Origin of the sequence: Pseudotamlana agarivorans (assembly GCF_018860245.1) — a bacterium.
In the GTDB taxonomy this organism is placed as follows: domain Bacteria; phylum Bacteroidota; class Bacteroidia; order Flavobacteriales; family Flavobacteriaceae; genus Pseudotamlana; species Pseudotamlana agarivorans_A.
The window spans coordinates 104,912-127,319 of record NZ_JAHKPD010000014.1; the positions used below are offsets into that span (position 1 = coordinate 104,912).

At 32.7% G+C, this 22,408-nt stretch carries 23 protein-coding genes; 1 reads left to right on the top strand and 22 read right to left on the bottom strand.

Translation table 11 applies throughout. The annotated features are described in order from the left end of the window. Positions 1 to 165: 165 nt before the first annotated feature. The 5 genes from leuB to KO493_RS10450 all read right to left on the bottom strand — a co-directional run bounded on the left by leuB (position 166) and on the right by KO493_RS10450 (position 5,479). Positions 166 to 1,224, bottom strand: a complete 1,059-nt coding sequence (leuB, locus tag KO493_RS10430; RefSeq protein WP_216067905.1) for a 3-isopropylmalate dehydrogenase — start codon at positions 1,222 to 1,224, stop codon at positions 166 to 168. 80 nt (positions 1,225 to 1,304) lie between these two features. Further along, positions 1,305 to 2,828 carry an alpha-isopropylmalate synthase regulatory domain-containing protein gene (locus KO493_RS10435; RefSeq protein ID WP_216067906.1) on the bottom strand — a complete coding sequence of 508 codons (1,524 nt, stop codon included), beginning with the start codon at positions 2,826 to 2,828 and terminating at the stop codon, positions 1,305 to 1,307. A 3-nt stretch (positions 2,829 to 2,831) separates the two neighbouring features. Further along, entirely contained in the window at positions 2,832 to 3,428 is a 597-nt protein-coding gene (gene leuD, locus KO493_RS10440; protein ID WP_216067907.1) for a 3-isopropylmalate dehydratase small subunit, read from the bottom strand. Positions 3,429 to 3,488: 60 nt separating this feature from the next. After that, entirely contained in the window at positions 3,489 to 4,883 is a 1,395-nt protein-coding gene (gene leuC / locus KO493_RS10445; RefSeq protein ID WP_216067908.1) for a 3-isopropylmalate dehydratase large subunit, read from the bottom strand. Positions 4,884 to 5,092: 209 nt separating this feature from the next. Continuing rightward, entirely contained in the window at positions 5,093 to 5,479 is a 387-nt protein-coding gene (locus KO493_RS10450; RefSeq protein WP_216067909.1) for an acyl-CoA thioesterase, read from the bottom strand. 235 nt (positions 5,480 to 5,714) lie between these two features. Here KO493_RS10450 and KO493_RS10455 point away from each other — a divergent pair, with 235 nt between their 5' ends. Next, positions 5,715 to 6,131: a glyoxalase gene (locus KO493_RS10455; protein WP_216067910.1), complete on the top strand. Its 417-nt coding sequence runs from the start codon at positions 5,715 to 5,717 to the stop codon at positions 6,129 to 6,131. On the opposite strand, the gene KO493_RS10460 is transcribed toward KO493_RS10455, so the two are convergent. The 17 genes from KO493_RS10460 to KO493_RS10540 all read right to left on the bottom strand — a co-directional run bounded on the left by KO493_RS10460 (position 6,128) and on the right by KO493_RS10540 (position 22,387). Then, positions 6,128 to 6,808 carry a DUF2461 domain-containing protein gene (locus KO493_RS10460; protein WP_216067911.1) on the bottom strand — a complete coding sequence of 227 codons (681 nt, stop codon included), beginning with the start codon at positions 6,806 to 6,808 and terminating at the stop codon, positions 6,128 to 6,130. The genes KO493_RS10455 and KO493_RS10460 overlap by 4 nt on opposite strands. Before the next feature lie 112 nt (positions 6,809 to 6,920). Further along, positions 6,921 to 7,106 carry a hypothetical protein gene (locus tag KO493_RS10465; RefSeq protein WP_216067912.1) on the bottom strand — a complete coding sequence of 62 codons (186 nt, stop codon included), beginning with the start codon at positions 7,104 to 7,106 and terminating at the stop codon, positions 6,921 to 6,923. A 78-nt stretch (positions 7,107 to 7,184) separates the two neighbouring features. Beyond that, on the bottom strand, positions 7,185 to 7,346 hold the full coding sequence (locus KO493_RS10470) for a DUF1328 domain-containing protein (RefSeq protein WP_216067913.1): 162 nt from the start codon (positions 7,344 to 7,346) through the stop codon (positions 7,185 to 7,187). A 447-nt stretch (positions 7,347 to 7,793) separates the two neighbouring features. After that, positions 7,794 to 8,570, bottom strand: coding sequence for a tRNA pseudouridine(38-40) synthase TruA (locus tag KO493_RS10475; protein ID WP_216067914.1), 777 nt, complete (start codon positions 8,568 to 8,570; stop codon positions 7,794 to 7,796). Between the two features lie 296 nt (positions 8,571 to 8,866). Then, positions 8,867 to 9,706, bottom strand: a complete 840-nt coding sequence (locus KO493_RS10480) for a type IV pili methyl-accepting chemotaxis transducer N-terminal domain-containing protein (protein WP_216067915.1) — start codon at positions 9,704 to 9,706, stop codon at positions 8,867 to 8,869. 565 nt (positions 9,707 to 10,271) lie between these two features. After that, on the bottom strand, positions 10,272 to 10,682 hold the full coding sequence (locus KO493_RS10485) for a hypothetical protein (RefSeq protein ID WP_216067916.1): 411 nt from the start codon (positions 10,680 to 10,682) through the stop codon (positions 10,272 to 10,274). A 730-nt stretch (positions 10,683 to 11,412) separates the two neighbouring features. Continuing rightward, positions 11,413 to 12,006, bottom strand: coding sequence for a bifunctional phosphoribosyl-AMP cyclohydrolase/phosphoribosyl-ATP diphosphatase HisIE (hisIE, locus tag KO493_RS10490; RefSeq protein WP_216067917.1), 594 nt, complete (start codon positions 12,004 to 12,006; stop codon positions 11,413 to 11,415). Between the two features lie 49 nt (positions 12,007 to 12,055). Then, positions 12,056 to 12,811 (bottom strand): imidazole glycerol phosphate synthase subunit HisF, encoded by a 756-nt coding sequence (hisF, locus tag KO493_RS10495; protein WP_216067918.1) that lies wholly within the window; start codon positions 12,809 to 12,811, stop codon positions 12,056 to 12,058. Between the two features lie 90 nt (positions 12,812 to 12,901). Then, the gene (gene hisA / locus KO493_RS10500) at positions 12,902 to 13,636 is read right to left on the bottom strand and encodes a 1-(5-phosphoribosyl)-5-[(5-phosphoribosylamino)methylideneamino]imidazole-4-carboxamide isomerase (RefSeq protein ID WP_216067919.1); all 735 of its coding nucleotides are present in this window, start codon (positions 13,634 to 13,636) and stop codon (positions 12,902 to 12,904) included. Positions 13,637 to 13,681: 45 nt separating this feature from the next. Further along, positions 13,682 to 13,957, bottom strand: coding sequence for a GIY-YIG nuclease family protein (locus KO493_RS10505; RefSeq protein WP_252723213.1), 276 nt, complete (start codon positions 13,955 to 13,957; stop codon positions 13,682 to 13,684). Between the two features lie 48 nt (positions 13,958 to 14,005). Then, positions 14,006 to 14,629 carry an imidazole glycerol phosphate synthase subunit HisH gene (gene hisH / locus KO493_RS10510; protein ID WP_216067965.1) on the bottom strand — a complete coding sequence of 208 codons (624 nt, stop codon included), beginning with the start codon at positions 14,627 to 14,629 and terminating at the stop codon, positions 14,006 to 14,008. A gap of 94 nt (positions 14,630 to 14,723) precedes the next feature. Beyond that, positions 14,724 to 15,860 carry a bifunctional histidinol-phosphatase/imidazoleglycerol-phosphate dehydratase HisB gene (gene hisB / locus KO493_RS10515; RefSeq protein WP_216067920.1) on the bottom strand — a complete coding sequence of 379 codons (1,137 nt, stop codon included), beginning with the start codon at positions 15,858 to 15,860 and terminating at the stop codon, positions 14,724 to 14,726. Continuing rightward, complete coding sequence (gene hisC / locus KO493_RS10520; RefSeq protein WP_216067921.1) at positions 15,860 to 16,906, bottom strand: histidinol-phosphate transaminase; 1,047 nt, start codon at positions 16,904 to 16,906, stop codon at positions 15,860 to 15,862. Before hisC ends, hisB begins: the two co-directional genes overlap by 1 nt. 33 nt (positions 16,907 to 16,939) lie before the next feature. Continuing rightward, complete coding sequence (gene hisD, locus KO493_RS10525) at positions 16,940 to 18,223, bottom strand: histidinol dehydrogenase (protein WP_216067922.1); 1,284 nt, start codon at positions 18,221 to 18,223, stop codon at positions 16,940 to 16,942. Positions 18,224 to 18,342: 119 nt separating this feature from the next. After that, the gene (gene hisG, locus KO493_RS10530) at positions 18,343 to 19,200 is read right to left on the bottom strand and encodes an ATP phosphoribosyltransferase (RefSeq protein ID WP_216067923.1); all 858 of its coding nucleotides are present in this window, start codon (positions 19,198 to 19,200) and stop codon (positions 18,343 to 18,345) included. Between the two features lie 324 nt (positions 19,201 to 19,524). Continuing rightward, the gene (locus KO493_RS10535) at positions 19,525 to 20,337 is read right to left on the bottom strand and encodes a prohibitin family protein (protein ID WP_216067924.1); all 813 of its coding nucleotides are present in this window, start codon (positions 20,335 to 20,337) and stop codon (positions 19,525 to 19,527) included. A gap of 16 nt (positions 20,338 to 20,353) precedes the next feature. Beyond that, positions 20,354 to 22,387, bottom strand: a complete 2,034-nt coding sequence (locus tag KO493_RS10540) for a VWA domain-containing protein (RefSeq protein ID WP_216067925.1) — start codon at positions 22,385 to 22,387, stop codon at positions 20,354 to 20,356. Positions 22,388 to 22,408: the final 21 nt, after the last annotated feature.

Sequence of the window (22,408 nt, forward strand, 5' to 3'; positions counted from 1 at the left end):
CTTGATTCAAATGTTCATCAGGTCTGATTATCAGATATATGATGTACTGAAAATAAACTCAGCAAGACGTCATTAAAGTACTTTTGATAGCATTTAAAAATTAAAAAGCCAGAATAACTTAGTTATTCTGGCTTTTAATTTTATATAGAGTACTATAACTTTATACTAGATATTAGAAGCTAAATAATCACCTACTTCTTTTGTTCCGTAAGATTTACCACCATCGGCTAAATCTTCAGTAACAAACCCTTCAGCTAACGCTTTATTTACAGCATCTCTAATCGCTTTTCCTTCTTCTGGTAAGTTAAACGCTGTTTCAAACATCATAGCAGCAGATAATACTGTTGCCATTGGGTTAGCAATATTTAACCCTGTTGCTTGTGGATAAGACCCGTGAATTGGCTCAAATAAAGCAATATCAGACCCCATAGATGCCGATGGCATTAACCCCATAGATCCTGAAATCACAGAAGCTTCATCAGTTAAAATATCACCAAATAAATTTTCAGTAATTAACACATCGTAGCTATTTGGCCATTGTACCAAACGCATCGCTACAGCATCAACAAACTCATAACTAACTTCAACTTCTGGATAATCCTTTTCCATAGCTTGAACGGTTTCTCTCCATAAACGAGATGTTTCTAATACGTTAGCTTTATCAACACAACATAGTTTTTTAGAACGGGTCATGGCCAATTCAAAACCTTTTTTAGCTAAACGTTGTACTTCAGCTCTTGTGTAAACACAATTATCATAAGCTGTTTCTCCTCCATCTCTTCTACCCTTTTCACCAAAATAAATACCTCCGGTTAGCTCTCTTAAGAAAACTAAATCTGTACCTTCAATTCGCTCTTGTTTTAAAGGTGATTTATCTAATAAAGATGGGAAAGTAAAAGTAGGACGAACGTTAGCAAATAAACCTAATTTTTTACGCATTTTAAGTAAACCTTGTTCTGGTCTTACCGGTGCAGAAGGATCGTTATCGTATTTTGGGTGCCCAATAGCTCCAAATAAAACGGCATCTGAAGCAGCACAAATATCATGCGTTGCATCTGGATAAGGCTCACCAACTGCATCAATTGCAGCAGCACCTGTTAAAGCAGGTTGCCATGTAATTTCATGTCCGAATTTCTTTGCTACAGCATCACTTACTTTTACTGCTTGATCAATAACTTCTGGTCCTATTCCGTCTCCGGCTAAAAGCGCTATATTAAATTTCATTTTTTATTAATTTTAATCTTTGTTTTATTATATATGAATACCATTTACTTCAGTTAGAAACTTAAGTATTTGGTTATTTTTTAATTAATTATAATATTCAGCATTTTTTCAGTAGCTATTATGGCTGACACTGTTTGATCTGAATCTAACCCACGTGTTTTGAATTCTTTTTTGGTACTTTTCCAAGTAATAATCGTTTCACATAAAGCATCCGAACGACTTCCCGGAGGAATCCTTACCGCGTAATCGATTAAATCTGGTAAAACAATCAATTTTTCTCTCTTAAAAATACTCTTAATAGCATTCATAAAAGCATCAAATTGTCCATCACCTTGAGCGTTAATTTCAAAAGTTTCACCTTCAATAGTTATAGAAACTGAAGTTGTAGGTTTTAACCCTTTAGAATGCGTTAAAACATAAGTATTTACCTTTACTTTTTCTTCATAAGTTCTATCTAAAACATCAGAAATAATATAAGGTAAATCCTCTTTCGTAACAACTTGCTTTTTATCACCAAGTTCGATAATACGTTGTGTTACTTTCTTTAAGTCTTCGTCATTAAGTTGAAGTCCTAATTCTTGTAAATTCTTTTGAATATTAGCTTTCCCTGAGGATTTCCCTAAAGCGTATTGGCGTGTTCTACCAAAACGTTCTGGCATTAAATCACTAAAATATAGATTGTTTTTATTATCTCCATCAGCATGAATGCCGGCAGTTTGCGTAAAAACATTTGCTCCCACAATGGGTTTATTAGAAGGAATTACCAATCCTGAAAAGTTTTCAACCAATTTACTTACTGTATACAGCATTTTTTCATTCACTCCAATTTCAACATGAGGCATGAAATCGTTAATCACAGCAATCGTGCTAGACATTGGTGCATTCCCTGCACGTTCGCCCATACCATTTACCGTTAAATGCAAACCATCTGCTCCAGCATTTAAACCTGCCATAACATTAGCCACACCTAAATCGTAATCATTATGCGCATGAAAATCAAAATGTAAATTTGGGTACTTCTCTTTTATTTCTTTAATAAAATTAAAAGATTCTTCAGGTGTTAATACCCCTAAGGTGTCCGGAAGCATAATACGCTTCACAGGTTGTGTTGAAAGAAATTCTAGAAACTCAAAAACATAAGCCTTAGAATTGCGCATGCCATTACTCCAATCTTCTAAATAAACATTGGTTATAATATTGTGTTTTTCAGCTAAAGAAATATTTTCTTTTATTTCTTCAAAATGCTGATTAGGCGTCTTTTTAAGTTGATGTGTTAAATGATTTAACGAACCTTTGGTAAGCAGGTTTTGCACTTTGGCTCCTGACTCAAGCATCCAATCTATGGAGATGCCTTTGTCAACAAAAGTCAATACTTCAACAGCTTCTAATTGGTTGTTTTCAGCAGCCCATTTTGTGACATCCTTAACGGCTTGAAGTTCACCTTCAGACACTCTTGCTGACGCAATTTCAATGCGATCAACCTTTAATTCATCTAATAAAAGCTTAGCAATTGTTAATTTCTCAGAAGCAGAAAACGACACACTCGAGGTTTGTTCACCGTCGCGTAATGTCGTATCCATTATTTCTATTTTTCTCAAACTCATGCTCTAAAAAGGGCGTGATTCTGTGAAAGTTTCAATTTCACCTTTCATACTTTGTAAGTAATCAATATCATCAAAACCATTTAACATGTTACCTTTTTTGTAACCGTTAATATCAAATGATTCTTGAGTACCAGATGATGGTAATGTAATCGTTTGAGCATCTAAGTCGATTACTAATTCTGTTTTAGGATCTTCGTAAACCGCTTCAAAAATTTCATTTAAAAATTCAGGAGAAATTTGCACTGGTAAAACGCCAATGTTCAAACAGTTGTTTTTGAAAATATCTGCAAAGAAACTAGATACCACACAACGGAAACCATAATCGTAAACCGCCCATGCAGCATGCTCTCTAGAAGAACCAGAACCAAAGTTCTTACCTCCTAAAAGAATTTTACCACTATAGATAGGGTTGTTTAATACGAAATCTGTTTTTGGTGTATCGTCACCGTTATATCTCCAATCCCTAAATAAGTTATCCCCAAAACCATCACGAGTTGTTGCTTTAAGAAAACGTGCTGGTATAATTTGATCTGTATCTACATTCTCGATTGGTAATGGAACTGCAGTACTTGTTAGTGTTGTAAATTTATCGTAAGCCATTTTTGTTGTTTTTTTGATTAATCGTTGATTTGTTTAAATGAAACATTCAAAATTCAATGATTATAATAAATCTCTAGGATCTGTTACTACTCCTGTAACTGCTGCAGCTGCTGCAACTAAAGGACTTGCAAGTAATGTTCTAGACCCTGGTCCTTGACGACCTTCAAAGTTTCTATTTGATGTACTTACTGCATATTTTCCAGCAGGTACTTTATCATCGTTCATTGCTAGACAGGCAGAACAACCTGGCTCTCTTAAAACAAAACCAGCTTCTTCAAAAATAGCTAATAACCCTTCTTCTTTTATTTTAGCTTCAACAATATGTGATCCTGGAACTAACCAAGCCGTTACATTGTCTGCTTTTTGTCTTCCTTTTACAATAGATGCAAATGCACGGAAATCTTCAATACGACCATTAGTACAAGAACCAATAAATACGTAATCAATTTTCTTTCCAATCATTTGATCGTTTTCAGCGTAACCCATGTAAGCTAAAGACTTATCATATGTTGCTTTTCCTCCTTCAACAGATTCTGCAGTAGGAATGTTTTTAGAAATACTCATTCCCATACCAGGATTTGTACCATATGTAATCATAGGTTCAATATCACTAGCATCAAAATTAAATTCTTTATCAAACGTTACACCTTCATCCGTTTTTAAGGTTTCCCAGTATGTCATGGCTTTATCCCAATCCGCTCCCTTTGGAGTCATTGGACGTCCTTTGATATACTCGAAAGTTTTTTCATCTGGAGCAATCATTCCACCACGTGCACCCATCTCTATAGATAAGTTACAAACCGTCATACGACCTTCCATACTCATGTTTTCAAAAACATCACCAGCATATTCAACAAAATAACCTGTTGCTCCAGAAGTCGTTAATTGAGAAATTATATATAAACCAACATCTTTAGCCGTAACAGCCTTACTTAATGTCCCGTTTACGTTAATGCGCATTTTCTTTGGTTTTGGCTGCATAATACATTGCGTTGTCAAAACCATTTCAACTTCAGATGTACCAATACCAAAAGCAATCGCTCCAAAAGCACCGTGAGTTGATGTATGTGAATCTCCACAAACTATAGTAGCTCCCGGAAGTGTAATACCATTTTCTGGTCCTACAACGTGAACAATACCATTGTTTTGGTGCCCTAAGCCCCAGTGACTAATTCCGTATTCGTTCGCGTTATTTTCTAATGTTTTTAATTGATTAGCAGATAATGGATCTTCAACAGGTAAATGCTGATTAATTGTAGGTGTATTGTGATCGGCAACAGCGAATGTACGCTCTGGATATAATACGCTTAAACCTCTACTTTTTAAACCAACAAATGCTACAGGACTTGTTACTTCATGAATTAAATGACGATCGATATAAAACACATCTGGACCATCTTCAATTTTTCTTACAACATGTGAATCCCACACTTTGTCAAACAATGATTTACTCATAAATATTATATTTTGTATTAAAGTTGCTTCAAGCTTAGGCATATTAATACCTAAGAGCCTATAAAGGCTTACAAATTTATGTTTTATTACATGTATTTAAAACTTAAAGCCCCTTTGTTATTTAATTTTTATAAAATTACTAGTGGATAGATTATAAATTGAATTTTATTCAACAAATTCTTAAAATTGATTGTTTTTTTCAAACAGCCCTATTGCAGTCTATCTTTAACATATTCTACTTCTGTTTTTCCATGAGGAACGGCTTTTCCGTCAGGACCAAGATTTACCATAACAATGTTAGAAATGGTAATGATAGTTTCTCTTGTCATTTTGTTTCTAACCTCACAACTTAAGGTTAATGAGGCCCTTCCAAATTTAACAGGCGTGATACCAATCTCGATAATATCACCTTGTCTTGCTGAGGCCTTAAAATCAATTTCACTAATGTATTTGGTTACTACTTTTTGGTTTTCTAGTTGAATAATTGTGTAAAGCGCTGCTTCTTCATCTATCCAGTCTAATAATCGTCCTCCGAATAAAGTTCCATTTGCATTTAAATCTTCAGGTTTAATCCATTTTCTTGTATGAAAATTCATCTTTTAGTTTTAAGTATTAAGTTTTGCTTTAAAAATTTAGTTATAAATCAAAACGATTTATAGATGTACAAAAACACGTGTTTTAGCCTTAAATACCAGTCAAAAACTACGTTATTTTTTAGAATGAATAAAGGTATGAAATTCTTCTATGTTAATAAACTCGTTAATAAATATAAAGTTAAATTAACATGAACAGCTCTATTAATTTCTATTTTTAAGTAAAATCTCCATAAAAATGAACACTAGACAATCAAATCTGACTAACATTCGACCTGAGATTTTAGGCGAGACGATTAAAGAAAACATGAGTAGTGATGAACGTTTTCAAAACTTAGTTTTAAGACCAATCATCAAACTTCAAAATGATTTACTTGTAGAAGTTTTTAAAAATTACATTAGAAAGCACAAATCTATTTTCCATGATTTTACTTTAGAAAAACGCATGTCTTACGTTGAAAATGCCATTCAAAGAGATATGAAACTTAGAAATTCTATGAAAGGCATGATTATAGGGCAGTTTACTGTTGAAGAATACCAAATTTACATAGAAAATTCTTCAGCGCTTAACAAACGAATGATGAATCTTGTGAAAGACCGTTTATTAAGTCAAATACAATTATTTGATAAACCAGAATTGTTAACAGCGGTTTAATCTATAGTTGAAACCCCATTTAAATCTGTAGTTAAAACAGCGCTCATATAATCAAAATATGGGCGAATTGTTTTAAACGCATCACTTATTTCATCTAAAAATTTAGCATTTAAAACTTCCACATCACTATATTTTTTAACGAAAATATGCTGCTTTTTTCTTATCAAATCAATAGCTTCATGCGCTTTATTAAAGCCTTTTGGAGCTGTTTTCACTTGATCACCAACGAGTTCTCCCCAAACAGATTTAAATTTTTTATTTTCAATAATTTCACGGATTTCAGAGTCGTCCATTTCGAATTCTTTTCGAATTCTTAAAAGGTCTTCTTTAGCTGGTTCCCAAAAACCGGTTGCGATAAAACTTTCATTATTTGGTTGTAGATGTAAATAATACCCTCCTCTTAAACGTGGTTTTGCTCTATGAAACGATCCTCCAAAATGCGTTTTATAAGGTAATTTATTTTTTGAAAATCGCACATCGCGATAAATTCTAAAAATTTTCAGTTTATCAATTTCATCGTGAATGTTTAAATTTTCATAAACTGCATTATAAAAAGCTTTCACTTCCTTCTCTAAAGCTTTAAATTCGGGCTTATTTTCATTAAACCAATCACGATTATTATTTTTTTCCAATCTACTAAAGAATGTAAAAACGGATTTTGGAACTGAATTGCTCATTAATTTATTTTTTATAATATTCCAAAATACAAAAAGCCCCCAATAAATCGGGACTTTTCTTAATATTTATACAACGAAACAACTTGCATTTCGATTGAAATTAAAGTGAAAATTAATCCACTTCGTCTACCACATCATCTACAACATCTCCAACATCATCAGCTGTATCTTCAATAGCGTCTCCTGTGTCTTCAACCGCTTCTTCAATTTTATCTCCTGTACTTTTTTCATCTCTACAGCCTGTAAAAATCGTCGAAACTGTAAATAATAAGACTAATGCTAATAAGATTTTTCTCATAATATTAATTTTAAAATTTATTTTTAAACTATGCTATTTGTACGCCCGCACTTTTAGTAGACTTCAAATGACACTTGCCTATTTTTTAAGAACACCTCTTAACAAGGAGATAATAAATAGTATAATAAATATGTAGAAACATATTTTAGCAATTCCGGCTGATGCCCCTGCAACTCCACCAAAGCCTAACACCCCAGCGATTAAAGCGATAATAACAAATGTGATTGTCCAACGTAACATAATTTTTGATTTTAAGTGTTATTGAATAATTTACTATTAAATTATTCTGTGGTTATTTACTTTTATAAAGTTAGTAAAATATTACTTACACTCTAAAAAATTTATTAACTCATAAAATCAATTGTTAACTCCATTCAATTTTAACAATTTTCAGGATTACAATACTATAAAAAACAACCACTTATAATCTAACCCTATTCTGAAACACGCCGAATCAATTAAATCGGAAATTTACTTGTAAGAATTTTTACAAAACCTCGAACTGTTTAATTATTTACACTAATAGTTGCTAGCAAGCATTTAGAGTTTTTCCAATCATATCAGAATTACTCTTGACTCAAGCTACTTATTTAAATTTTAAAAACAGTTGGGAGTTACTCTATTTTACACATAACATGTGTATAAATAAAGGTAGGGTTATTATATCTTTTAGGAAAAATGAAATAATTAAATGAAGTCTATTTTGTTCAAAATTAAACCTGAAGCAGGTGCGATGTAGTTCATCTTAACCGTGCTTTCTGGAAGCAAACTGATTCTTATATCTTCCAAAGTAAGTTTCCTTTTACCTAAATCTATTAAAGTCCCCATCATTAAGCGAATTTGGTTTCTCATAAATCCTTTACCTTTAACCCGTAGTAAATAGGTTTTCTTCGGAAAGTAATTAGCAGTATAAATCGTATTTTCAACAATTTCACAAGTTAAAATCTCCCTGTTGTAGATTCCGTGATCTGTAGGCTTATAACAATAAGTTTTAACATAATGTTCTCCCTGAAAAAGTTTAGCACCCGCTTTCATCAGTTCAATATCTAGGTCATCTAAAATCGTCGTCATGATTGGAGCACAAAAAGGGTGGCACTTTTCACCAAATGCAAATAAATACAAGTATTCCTTGATTTTAGAGTTATTGATGATGTTGAATTTTTCATCAACTTCACGCATACTTAAAGCACGGATGTCTTGAGGTAGGTTGTAATTAAATAATTCTAAAAACGCTTCTTGATCTTCAATTGGCTCGTGAACAAAAAGTTCAAAAGCAGCCGATTCGGCCGAAACCATAGCATCTGTACGGCCAGAACTTAAACTCTTAAATTTTTTACCTTCTAGGATAAAATTAAGTGTTCTATCCACCATAAGATGCAAAGTTTTCACGTCGGGCTGTTTTTGCCATCCATGAAAACGATACCCTAAATATTGAATATTAAAAACGTAGAAATATTTTTTCAAAGCGTTAGAAATTGAGAATTTTAAAAGCGATGAAAATACTCCATTTAATTAAAATAGCAATAAGCATTTTGAGTATTTAAAATACAAATCCTGTTTTTCAATAAATTAAAATAAAAAAAAGAGAGGGTTTAAAAGTGAACTTTCGTCAAATTAAACCAATTTCAAATATTCGTGGTTGTGGGTTGTTAGTAAAATTAAATTCTAAAACGTATTGGCATGGAGATTAGCTTAAACACTTCTCCTCCCTCTCTTTTTTTTAATGATATGATATTAGTTTTGGTTATAAAATATGAGTTCTATACTTTTTGTTTTACCATTTTCTCATAAATACCAGTAATCTTATTAAAACTAGTTGTGAGATGGTTGGTAGTATTAAAAACACTTTCCAAGCCAAATTCTCCTTTTAAAAAGTCCTTTTTGTTAACTTGAAAGCTCTCCCATTCGCCCATGATATAACCAAATTCTTCTTCGGTTTCCGTTGTATTGTAGCTGTTAATTAGCAAGTATCCTATTTTATCATTAAACTCAGAGTATGTTGCTTCTAACACTTTTTCGTATTCATCTTTTTCTTTTGGAAATAATGAACATGCTGTAAAGTATAAACACAATCGTTGTGAAAGCATACGTTGTTTTCCTGAAACATTTATGATTTCAACCAATTCCTGGTTGTTATCACTAAAAAAGTTATTACTATAACTTGATAAAGACTCAATGGAAAGTACCAAATCATTACACGATTTAAGCAATTTCGTGTTCATATTCATGATTTTTTTAGAGGTTTTAAGATCTGGATTTGATGTAATGAGTGGTTTGAAATCTTCCCACAGTCCCTCAATATTTTTAATTCGTAATTTAATTAAATCTGTTTCAGCATTATCCTTTAAAATCATGAGTTGGCGTTCAAAAATGAACTTACTCGAACTTAGTTCTTTTTTTATTTTATCATTATAAATACCGTTAGCTAATAATAAGTAGGCTTTAGACATTTTTTGAGACAACATACGTTGTTTACCAGAAATATTGATAGCCTTATTATAGCTTATAGAACCATATTTTTGGGATTGAGAGAATGAAATATTAACGGTTAATAATAGTAGAATTATATTCAATACTATAAAATGAGATTTGGTTTTCATGAAATAAATAATTTGGTTTGATTAATATGTTTTTTAACATAAAGTAAAATTACTTGTTTTAATTAATCAGTCAAAATAGGCTATTTATAAGCCTTGAATTTACACTTGAAAATGGCGTATTTACTGCGTTTTCGCAGGTTTTGTTTTTCCAAAAAAGGAATGTATTTTTAGTATCTAAGTTATAATTTGAGAAATCATTAATTCATGATTATAATTTCAATTTTTTAATAAAAATGAAGGAAAATATCTATTTTTTTTCTTTGACAGTTTTTAAAATGATTAGAAAAGATGAATCAAAATAAACAAACAGTATACAATTGACTGAGTATGAGTATTTAGAAAGATTATTTATAAAAAATCCCTTTTTATTAGAAAAACTGTAAATTATTGGTGTTTTTGCTTAAGAAAGTCCGTTTTAAGGAGATTTCAAGTTTGTTGAAGCAATAAATATTATAAAATTGGGGTAGAAATTGAACCTCTTGATTATTCGTTAATGGTATTTTTTTATCCATTAAATCCGACTCATATAGTCGATATCAACGTCAAAAATTAAATTCGAGTTGAATTAAGTTTTCAGAAAATAAATCTTCCCATTAAGACTATATATTTCCCAAACATCTTTTAAATCTTTGATATCTTCTGGAAGCCAATGTCTTAATGACACAAACTGTAATTGTCCCAAAGCATCATTATCAAGATATCCAAAATCGTCCTTAGCACCGTAATAAACCCTGCCATCTTCGTCCATTGCAAATGAACGGATTAAAGATTTCGCTTCAGTCTCATATTTTCGCCATTTTACACCATCATATGTAAGTAGCCCTGCGGTATTTCCAACATAAATGACACCGCGCTTATCCTGAATAATACTCCAATTCTGGCGATGCATATTATTGTAGTCAGCAGGCAAAAAATGGCGCATTAATGGTACGCCTAAGGGTTGAGATATAGGTAGGTCTTGCTGTGCAAAAAGCATGCTATTAAAGAAAACCACTAAACAATTAAAAAGAAAAAAATACTTAATCAAGTAATTAATAATATAGTGGTAATTTTTAATTCGAACAATCAAAAGGAGCTATTTGGGTTATCACTGAAAAGAGATAGCAAGGTAATAAAAATAAAATATTTAAGCTGGCAAACCTAATACATATTAAATAAAACTTGATACGGATACAGTATGTATCTTACTCCTATTCATAGGCATTTCAAAAAAAATGGTACAGATACGGCACATTTATATCAACCTATTTACCGATACAGAAAGTAACACCACTTATTTAATAAGGCTTCAAATAAAAAAAGTACAAATCTGGCGTATCAAATATTCAAAATAATCAAACTAAATCATATAATTATTTAAATATGATTCAAAAAACTTCTAAAAGTTTATTCTTAATGAAGCATTAGGTGTAAAGCCTAAAGATAGTTGCTCTATACGATTCACCTCATCTAGATTATTAACTTGATTATTGTCAATTCTGTAAAAAACAGATAGTGGTATTTGACGTGTATAAATGTTTTGAAATGACAGCCCTAAAACACCTTTTGTTTTACTGTTTTTAGAAAACTTAAAATTTTGGATAAACTCAACATGTATTATTTATTCATAATACAGGTACAGTGTTTACAGGCTTAACATCGTATTTGTGATATTATAGTTTAACTCAATTTTAGAAGAATACTAAAAAACAGCTATCAAGACAAGCTTACTTATGTCTCCCTTTCAATTCAGCTTCAATATCTTTTAGAGTGAATCCTTTTGCTTGAAGCAACATTAAGTAGTGAAACAATAAATCTGCAGACTCATAAAGGAACAACTCATCGTTATTATCCATGGCTTCAATAACAGTTTCCACGGCCTCCTCGCCTACTTTTTGAGCGACTTTATTGATGCCTTTTGAAAACAAACTGGCTACGTAAGATTTTTTTGTATCCTTATTAGCTACGCGCTCAGCAATAACATCTTCTAAAGCTGAAAAGAAACCGTAAGACGACTTGTTTTCTTCCGCCCAACAGGTATCTGTTCCAGTGTGACAAGTTGGTCCAGCAGGCTTTACTTGAATTAAAAGCGAATCGTTATCGCAGTCATTTTTAATACTAACAACATTTAAAAAATTCCCGCTTTCTTCACCTTTTGTCCATAGACGTTGTTTACTTCTACTGAAAAAAGTAACCTGATTCGTTTCTACAGTTTTCTCATAAGATTCTGCATTCATGTAACCCAACATTAAAACTTTACTTGTTGTAGCATCTTGAATGATGGCTGGAACTAACCCTTGTGCGTCGTATTTAATAGTCATGATCATTTCTTTTAATATTACTGAATCTATTCAGTAAACTTGAGCCGTCTTAAAGACGCACTTCTATATTATTTTGTTTTAATTCTTTTTTTAATTCAGGAATTGGAATTTCTCCAAAATGAAAAACACTAGCCGCTAGAGCTGCATCCGATTTTCCTTCCACAAAAGTATCAATAAAATGCTGTACATTCCCTGCTCCACCAGAAGCAATGATAGGAATATTTAGTGTTTCAGATAACTTTGACAAAGCTTCATTAGCAAAACCGTTTTTGGTACCATCATGATTCATCGAAGTAAATAAAATTTCTCCTGCACCACGCTGCTCTACTTCCTTTGCCCATTCAAACAAATCAATTTCCGTTGGAATACTTCCTCCTGCTAAATGCACTTTCCATTGTCCATCCACTTGTTTCGCATCAATGGCTACTACCACACACTGGCTTCCAAATTTATTAGACAACTCGTTAACCAATTCCGGTCTTTTCACTGCTGAAGAATTTATAGACACCTTATCAGCTCCGCATTGCAACAAAGCATCAACATGCTCAACAGAAGAAATACCACCACCAACAGTAAACGGAATATTCACTTGTTCTGCAACGCGTAAAACCATCTCTAAGGTCGTACCTCTCCCTTCAAGAGTGGCTGAAATATCTAAAAACACCAATTCGTCGGCGCCTTGTTCTGCATATTGTTTAGCCAATTCTACAGGGTCGCCAGCATCGCGTAAATCTACAAAATTCACACCTTTTACAGTTCGTCCGTTTTTAATATCCAAACACGGTACAATTCGTTTTGTTAACATTTATTATTTTTTTGTATTTCCATCTAGTTGGAAACTTTTATCTACTTTAATTAGATTTCCGCCTTCGCGGAAATAGAAAAAACATTTTTTTTAAACGTATTTTTCTAATTGATGTAAACTAATTCTATTTTCATAAATCGCTTTGCCTATAATAACCCCTTCACAACCTAAATCTCTCAGTTTTGGTATTTCTCCAATTTCTGAAATTCCTCCAGAAGCTATGAGCTTTATGGATTGCCCTCTACTACTATTAGAACATTCAGTGATAATTTGTTTGTATAGATCAAAAGAAGGCCCTTCTAACATACCGTCTTTCGAAATATCTGTACAAATCACGTATTTAATGCTTTTCTTTTGATATCCTTTGATAAACGGAAGCAACTCCTCTTCACTATCTTCTTGCCATCCACTAATAGCTACCTTCCCATCATTACTATCGGCACCTAAAATGATTTTTTCACTCCCATATTTAGAAATCCAACCCTCAAAGGTTTCACGATCTTTTACTGCAATACTTCCGCCAGTAATTTGTTTAGCGCCAGAATTAAAAGCGATATGTAAATCTTCATCAGACTTTAAACCGCCTCCAAAATCAATTTTCAATTTTGTTTTTGAAGCAATTTGTTCCAATACTTTATAATTTACAATATGTTTCGCTTTAGCCCCGTCCAAATCTACAAGATGCAAATTCTCAATTCCAGAAGCTTCAAACATTTTAGCGACTTCTAAAGGATTCTCATTATACACTTTTTTGGTGTTATAATCACCTTTGGTTAAACGAACACATTTTCCGTCTATAATATCTATGGCTGGGATTATTCTCATTTGATGGTTTTTTGTCAACCCTGAATTAATTTCAGGGTCTTTTTATTATATTATTAATGTTTTTAAATTGGGATTAGAATGCTTTATTAAATTCCATTTCCATTCTTTATGCCAATTTTTTAGTTGTTGTTCTCTTTTTCTTGCTAAATCAATATTTGTGAAATCTTCAAAATAAACTAGGTCTGTAACATTATATTTTTTTGTAAACAACGCTCCAGTTCCTTTTTTATGAGCTTCAATTCTCTTGACTAAATTGTTCGTATAACCAATATATAAAGTTGTTCTATTTTTATTTGTTAATATATAGCAATAAAATTTCAATTTAATAATAATTTAAAAAACAGATTCTGAAACAAGTTCAGAATGGAATTAAAGTTTTAAAAAATTTTCTAAAATTTTTTGACCTTGAATTCCACTTTTTTCTGGGTGAAATTGTACGCCGTAAAAATTATTGTGCTGTAAAGCGGAGGCGTAATTAAGACCATAATCTGTTTTGGCTATGGTTTCGTTACAATGCTCGGCATAATAACTGTGTACAAGATACATGTATTCGTTTTCTTTGATGCCTTTAAATAAATCGGATTTTAAATCTTTAATAACGTTCCAACCCATTTGTGGTACTTTCACGTCATTTGAAAAACGTTTTACTTCGGTTTGAAAAACGCCAAGACCTTTTGTGTTACCTTCTTCACTAGACAGACAAAGCAGTTGCATTCCTAAACAAATGCCTAAAACAGGCTGTTTTAATCGCGGAATTAAAGTATCCAATCCTGTTTCTTTCAACATTTTCATTGCCGAACTTGCTTCACCTACTCCAGGGAAAATCACTTTATCGGCTGCCTTAATGACTTCTGGGTTGTTAGACAAAACGGCATCCACACCTAAACGTTTAAAAGCAAACTGTATGCTTTTAATGTTTCCTGCGCCATAATTTATGATAACTACGGAAGAAGCCCCATCTAGCTTCCCCGAAGCGGAAGAACTCTCACTCATGTCTTTAAACTCGCTCATTGTTTATTAACTTATCTTATAAATTTTATTCTTTTTTCAGGAACTCTTTAATTCCCCCTCCTGGGGGTTAGGGGGCTTACAACATCCCCTTTGTTGATGGTAAAAACATTTTGTTTGAATCCCGTTTTACCGCCATTTTCATAGCTTTAGCAAAGGCTTTAAAAATACCTTCAATTTTATGGTGTTCGTTTACACCTTCAGCTTTTACGTTTAGGTTACATTTTGCGCCATCTGTGAATGATTTAAACAAGTGGTAAAACATTTCAGTAGGCATATCTCCTATTTTCTCTCTTTTGAATTCAGCATCCCATTCTAGCCAATTTCTACCACCAAAATCAACCGCAACTTGTGCTAAACAATCATCCATTGGCAAACAGAATCCGTAACGCTCGATTCCTAATTTATTACCAAGTGCTTTATTGAATAATTCACCGAGGGCAATCATAGTATCTTCTATGGTATGGTGCTCGTCTACTGCCAAATCACCATTCACTTTAATAGTTAAATCCATGGCACCATGACGACCAATTTGATCTAACATGTGGTCGAAAAATGATAAACCAGTATCGATATCATTTTTCCCAGAACCGTCTAAATTGATTTTTATATAAATCTGCGTTTCGTTGGTATTTCTTGTGATTTCGGCAACGCGATCTTTTAACTTTAAAAACTCGTAGATTTCCTTCCAATCGGTGCTCGTTAAAGCGATACAATCGTTGATTTCTTGCTGTGAGGCTTCAGTTTCATCGGCACCTAATTCCGGGTTTTCAGAAAGATAGATTCCTTTCGCTCCCAGGTTTTTTGCTAATTCCATATCTGTAATACGATCACCTAAAACAAACGAGTTTTCTAAATCATAGTCTTCAGAAAAATACTTTGTTAACAACCCTGTTTTAGGTTTACGAGTTTCAGCATTTTCATGCGGAAAGGTCTTATCTATATGAATATCGGTAAATGAAATCCCTTCTTTTTCAAAAGCAGAAATTACTTTGTTTTGTGCAGGCCAAAAGGTATCTTCAGGAAAAGAATCTGTTCCTAAACCGTCTTGGTTAGTTACCATTACTAATTCGTAATCCAATTCGCTGGCAATTTTAGCCATGTATTGAAATACTTTGGGGTAAAATTCAAGTTTTTCTAAACTATCCAATTGGTAATCTACTGGCGGCTCCAACACTAAAGTGCCATCGCGATCTATAAACAGTACTTTTTTCATTATATAGATTTTAAAGTCTCTATTAATATTTTATTTTCATCTGGTCTTCCAACCGTGAATCGTAAAGTGTTTTTACAACCTGGTTGCGTAGTTCTATTTCTAATTACAATGCCTTTTTCAATAAGCTGATTGTAACGTTTTGTAGCATCATCCACTTTTGCTAAAATGAAATTAGCATCGGTAGGATATATTTCAGAAACAAAATCTACCGCCTTTAAAGCTTCCATTAAAAGTGTTCGTTCTTCTAAAATACTTTTAATTTGTTGTGCTGTTAAATCCTTATTCTGAAGTTGGGCAATCGCCTTTTGTTGTGTTAATTCGTTCACATTGTACGGCGGTTTCAATCGGTTTAAAACTGAAATAATGGCCTCGGAAGCATAACAAATCCCTAAACGAATACCTGCCATACCATAGGCCTTGGAAAGTGTTTGCGTAACAATTAAATTTGGAAATTCTACTAATCTACTTACCCAACTTTCCTCTTTAGAAAAATCAATGTAAGCTTCATCAATAACGACAATACCTTTAAACGTTTTGATTAACTTTGAAATCGCTTCTGCCTCAAAACTGTTCCCAGTAGGATTGTTTGGCGAACATAAAAACAACAATTTACTTTTTTCGTTTGCTGTTGCTAAAATAGCATCAACTTTGGGTTGAAAATTAGCATCTAATTGAACTTCTTGGATTGCAATGGCATTGATATTGGCTAAAACACTGTACATCCCATATGTTGGTGGCAAGGTGATGACATTATCTTGATTGGGCTCGCAAAAAGCTCTGAAAATTAAATCCAAAACTTCATCGCTACCATTTCCTAAAAGGATATTTTTAGTAGAAACACCTTTTATTTCAGACAATAAGCCTTTTACGGTACGTTGTTGCGGATCAGGATAACGATTAACGCCGTTTTCATACGGGTTTTCGTTAGCATCCAAAAACACCATGTCGTCACTATTTCCTTGAAACTCATCTCTTGCAGAGGAATAAGGTTTTAATGCTTTTATGGTTGGACGCGTTATAGCGTCTAGGTTAAATTCTGTATTCATTATTATGAGATTCCTGCCTACGCAGGAATAAGTTTATTTTAAATCTTTTAATCGAATGCTTACCGCATTTTTATGAGCCTGTAAACCTTCTGCTGCAGCCATGAGTTCAATCGTTTCCCCAATATTTAAAATCCCTTCTTTGGATATTTTTTGGAAGGTCATACTCTTCATGAAACTATCTAAATTCACACCCGAATACGCTTTTGAAAAGCCATTTGTAGGCAAGGTATGATTGGTTCCCGAAGCATAATCTCCAGCACTTTCTGGAGTATAATCTCCAATAAATACAGAGCCCGCATTACTGATTCCGTTGATGTATAAATCTTCGTTTTTTGAACAAATGATAAAATGTTCTGGACCATATTCATCAATTAATTCTAAACCTAAATCATCATTTTCTATGTAGATCAGCTTGGAATTAGCAATAGATTTTTCTGCTATCGCTTTACGCGGAAGAACGGCTAACTGAGATTCAACTTCTTTTGAAACCTCTTCGATTAAATCTTTTGAAGTAGATACCAAAATAACTTGACTATCGGTACCATGTTCAGCCTGACTTAATAAATCGGAAGCAATATAGGAAGCATTTGCCGTATCATCTGCAACCACCAATAATTCACTTGGTCCAGCAGGCATGTCTATAGCTACACCATGCTTAGTAGCCAGTTGTTTAGCTACGGTTACAAACTGATTTCCTGGTCCGAAAATTTTATATACTTGCGGAATAGATTCTGTTCCAAAAGTCATTCCTGCAATAGCTTGTATCCCTCCTACTTTAATAATTTTTGTGACACCACAAAGATTTGCAGCGAACAAAATTTCAGGAGCTAATTTGCCTTCTTTGTTTGGAGGAGAGCATAACACAATCTCTTTACAACCCGCAATTTGCGCAGGAACAGCAAGCATTAAAACTGTTGAAAATAATGGTGCAGTTCCACCAGGGATATACAACCCAACTTTTTGAATAGGACGTTTTTCTTGCCAGCATTGTACACCATTTGCCGTTTCAATATCTATTCTAGAAGTTTTCTGCGCGGCATGAAAACATTCGATATTCGTTTTTGCTAATTTTATGGCCTTCTGAAGTTTTTCAGGAACTAATGCGATAGCTTCTTGAATTTCTTCGGAAGAAACCACATTAGAACCCAATGAAACACCATCAAACTTTAAAGTGTATTTTTTTATAGCAATTTCTTTATCAAGAGAAACTTCATTAAAAATTTCATTGACAGTGCTTTCAATATCATTTACCGTTTGCGTTGGTCGTTTTAAAATCTCCGACCAAGTCTCGCGCTTGGGATTATTTATGATTTGCATGATTAAACTTTTTTTATTTCCGCGAAAGCGAAAATCTCTTAAAACTAACTTAGTTCATGAATAGTAAAACTTCTCATAAGATCCCCACTTGCGTGGAAATTAAAAATACGTACAGTAGTTTACAGCACCATTTTTTCAATAGGACATACTAAAATTCCTTGAGCTCCCTTAGCTTTCAAGTCATCAATAACATTCCAAAATTCGTTTTTACTTATCACCGAGTGAATGGAACTCCACCCTTCTTCTGCTAAAGGTAAAACCGTCGGACTTTTCATACCTGGTAATACATTTATAATATCTTGAACCTTATCATTAGGTGCATTTAATAACACATATTTAGAATCTCTACCTTTTAAAACAGATTTAATTCTAAATTGAATAGTATCTAAAATAGCCTGTTTTTCATCTGTTAAAATTGGAGATACTGCCAAAACAGCTTCCGAAGTTAAAATAGTTTCAACTTCCTTAAGATTATTTTTAAACAGCGTGCTTCCACTAGAAACGATATCGCAAATAGCATCTGCTAAGCCTATATTTGGCGCGATTTCTACAGAGCCGTTAATAATGTGAAGATTTGCATTTACACCGTTTTCCTTTAAATACATTTCTACTGTATTTGGATAAGATGTTGCTATACGTTTACCTTCTAAATCTTTAATAGAGCTATATTCTGTTGTTTTTGGCACAGCAATACAAACGCGACATGTAGAAAAACCTAGCTTTTCAACCACATTAATACCGTTTCCTTTTTCAATTAAAACATTTTCACCAATAATAGCAGCATCAACAACACCATCTTTTAAATATTGTGGAATGTCTCCATTTCTAAGGTAAAAAACTTCTACAGGAAAATTTCTAGCCGAGGCCTTTAATTGATCGATACCATTATCGATTGAAATTCCTATGTCTTTTAAAATCCGCATCGAATCTTCGTTTAAACGACCCGACTTTTGTACTGCAATTCTTAATTTACTCATTATATTGGTTTTATGAGTTTGAAACAATCTTTTTGGCTGTAAAAAAAATAAAAACCCGCTTGATTGTCTCAAACGGGTTTAAAATATATTTAAATTTACTCAATACATTCTCACTTCGCTTGATTGCAAATTAGGAAATGATGATGTATATGAATAAAGGTCATAATCTTTTTTTTTCTGATACAAATATCAGTATTTTATATGGATAAATCCAAATTTAAAAGGCAATTCTTAATAAATTATATTATCTATATTTTTCATTCTATAAAAATCAATAATTTCTAATAGAAATTCAAAAATACTGGTTTTTTTAATTGATTACCCTTAGTTCCCTAAGATAATAGGCATACCACTATCTCCAGACCCAATCACAACCACCTTGCTATTTGGTGATTCAGATAATTTAATAGTTGCTTCAATACCTTTATCTTGAAGAATTTTATCTGTTAAAGAGGCACTTAAAATTCTATTAGCATCTGCCTTACCTTGTGCTTCGATAATTACTTTCTCAGCTTCTTTGGCAGCAGTTACTAATCTAAATTCATACTCTAAAGACTCTTGCTCCTGACCTAACTTACGCTCAATTGCGTCTTTAATGGCCGTTGGCAAGGTTACATCACGTACTAAAACTTCAACTAAATTGATGAATTGATCGTCTACGATTTTTTTAGTTTCATCAAAAATTTCAGCTTGAATTGCATCCCTTTTAGAAGAGTAAATTTGTTCTGGCGTATATCTACCAACCACACTTCTAGTAGCCGAACGTATTGCAGGTTTTAAAACACGGTCTAAATAGTTTGCACCCTTTTCTTGGTGTAATTTCCCTAATTCCTGAAACTCTGGCATATACCAAGCGGTTGCTTCTAATTGAATATCCAATCCGTTTGAAGAAAGCACTTTCATACGCTCTGTTAATTCCATTTGACGCACTTCATAAATATACACTTTGTTCCAAGGTGCCACAATGTGAAAACCTTCTCCCATAGGCGCTTCATCGGTAACTACACCACCTCCAAAGGTTTTATATAATACGCCTGCTTGTCCGGAATCAATAGTTACTGCAGATTTTGTAATGATTACAACCAAAATGACGATTGCGATAATAAAAGGTAATGCTACTTTAGGTAATTTGTCCATTCTATAAATTATTTATTTAAATTAATCCGTTATATTTTCTTAAAAACCACTCAACTCCAAGGCTTAAAGCGATGATAGCCAATAGGTATTTCCAATCGATCAAAGGTATGGTATTTCTACTACTTTTCTGTATGGAGACATAACGCTCATCTCCCAATATTTCGTTAAATATTCCCGAAGAATTCGCTATAAAATAAGGAGTTCCCAAACTATTATCTGCTAACTGTTCTAACTTAGAAACATTAGCGTTTAAAAATTGTTGCTCAACATTATACTCCAATATTTCAAAACTTCCTGATTTGGAAATATTTCCGTTTTTAGATTTTACAGTGAAATTATACTTAGCGGGCTCTAAACCACTTAAATTAACTTCAAAATGATGGTTTTTTAAGATTAAAGGCCGTGTTATCTGAGATTTCGAATCCTTTTCGGTAATTATTATGTTAAGCCGCTCTCTGGCATCGAATACATAATTTTTATCAAAATATTCTGCTTTAATTACCACATGATTGTTTCCATCGTAAAATGATTGAAAATCCACACGCAATCTACTTTTTTGTTCGTTAGATGCCAAATACTGCACTAATTTCCCAACAAAATCATCAAACTCATGAAACGATTGGTTTTGTAAATAACTATGAGCGCGCCATTGCCAAATATTTTCTCCTAATAACAATGCTTCTCGTCTGCCACTGTTTTCAAAGGTAAGAAGCAGCGGTTCGTTAGTTAAAACACCGTGAACCGTTTTATTTAAAATAACATCAATTGGATGATCAAAATGCAGACTTCCGTAATTAGAATGTAACGGAGGAAAGGATTCAAATCCTATATCTTCTATTATAAATGGGTTGTATTTCGTGTTTAATTCAGCTTGATAATCTTCTTTCTGATTTGAAATTTCATGCCGATAATTTTCAAAACTATTATTAACGAAATTCAAGTTAGTTTTCACCCCAATAATCGTAAAATAATTTTTATTTAAAGCTTTAAACTTATCAAAAACTAGTTTAAACCTATTACTTGGCTGATATAATATAAATAATTGAAAATCATTTATTTGACCTACAACTTCATTGGGTTTTAAAATAGACACGAAACGTTGCTCGTTACTTTCAATACTTTTTTTAAGTGCCCCTATATCTGGATGCGAAAAATCACTAACAATAGCTATATTCGTCTTTTGATTAACGACTTCAACCGCAAAGTTTTTAGTATTATTTATGGTGTTTTTTTCATTACTTAAAGGTGTGATTTCAGCTTTATATTTACTAACACCAACTTTACTTGCAGGCATAGTAAAATGAACGACTTTGGAATTGTCTTCCTTTGAGAACTTAAGATCTTTTGAATAAACAACACGGTCATTACTTGAAACCACGAATTTAGAATTCACATTCTCATACCCGTTATATACAACAATCGTCTCTACAGGGAATTCATTTTTTAAATAAGCGTAACGATTAACATTTAATTGCTGAATTTTTAAATCTGTATACTGTGCTGTATCTCCTAATATAACAGGGTAAATAGGGTGTTTATAAAAGCTATTTACAAATTGATAATCGTTACCATATGTCTGGTTGCCATCTGAAATCAAAATCGTTGGAGACATCGACTGCTTATAAACTTGAGATAATTGCTTAAAAGCGTTATGAATATTGGTTTGTTTTTCAGAAAAACTTACTGAATCAAGCACCTTTAACTGGTCTCCAAACGTATAAAAATCAACATTAAATTTCTCATTTAATGCGACGTTGTTTCTAATACCCTCTATAAAGTTTAAAGTTTGAGTGTTTTGTTTTAAATGTTCTATAGAAGTAGAATTATCAATAGCAACCACAAGATTTGGCTTCTCTACTGATAATTGAATTTGCTCAAAACTAGGGTTGATAACGAGCAATAAAACGCAAAAAACAGAAATAAACCTTAAAAAAGAAAAAAACATGTTCAATTTAGACATGTTTTTCCCTTTTCTAAAATACTGAAATAGCGCTAAGAGTAGCGCTATTATTCCAGCAAATATTATGTATAATAATGTTTCTGAACTCATTAAAAGTACAAGAAATTGTAT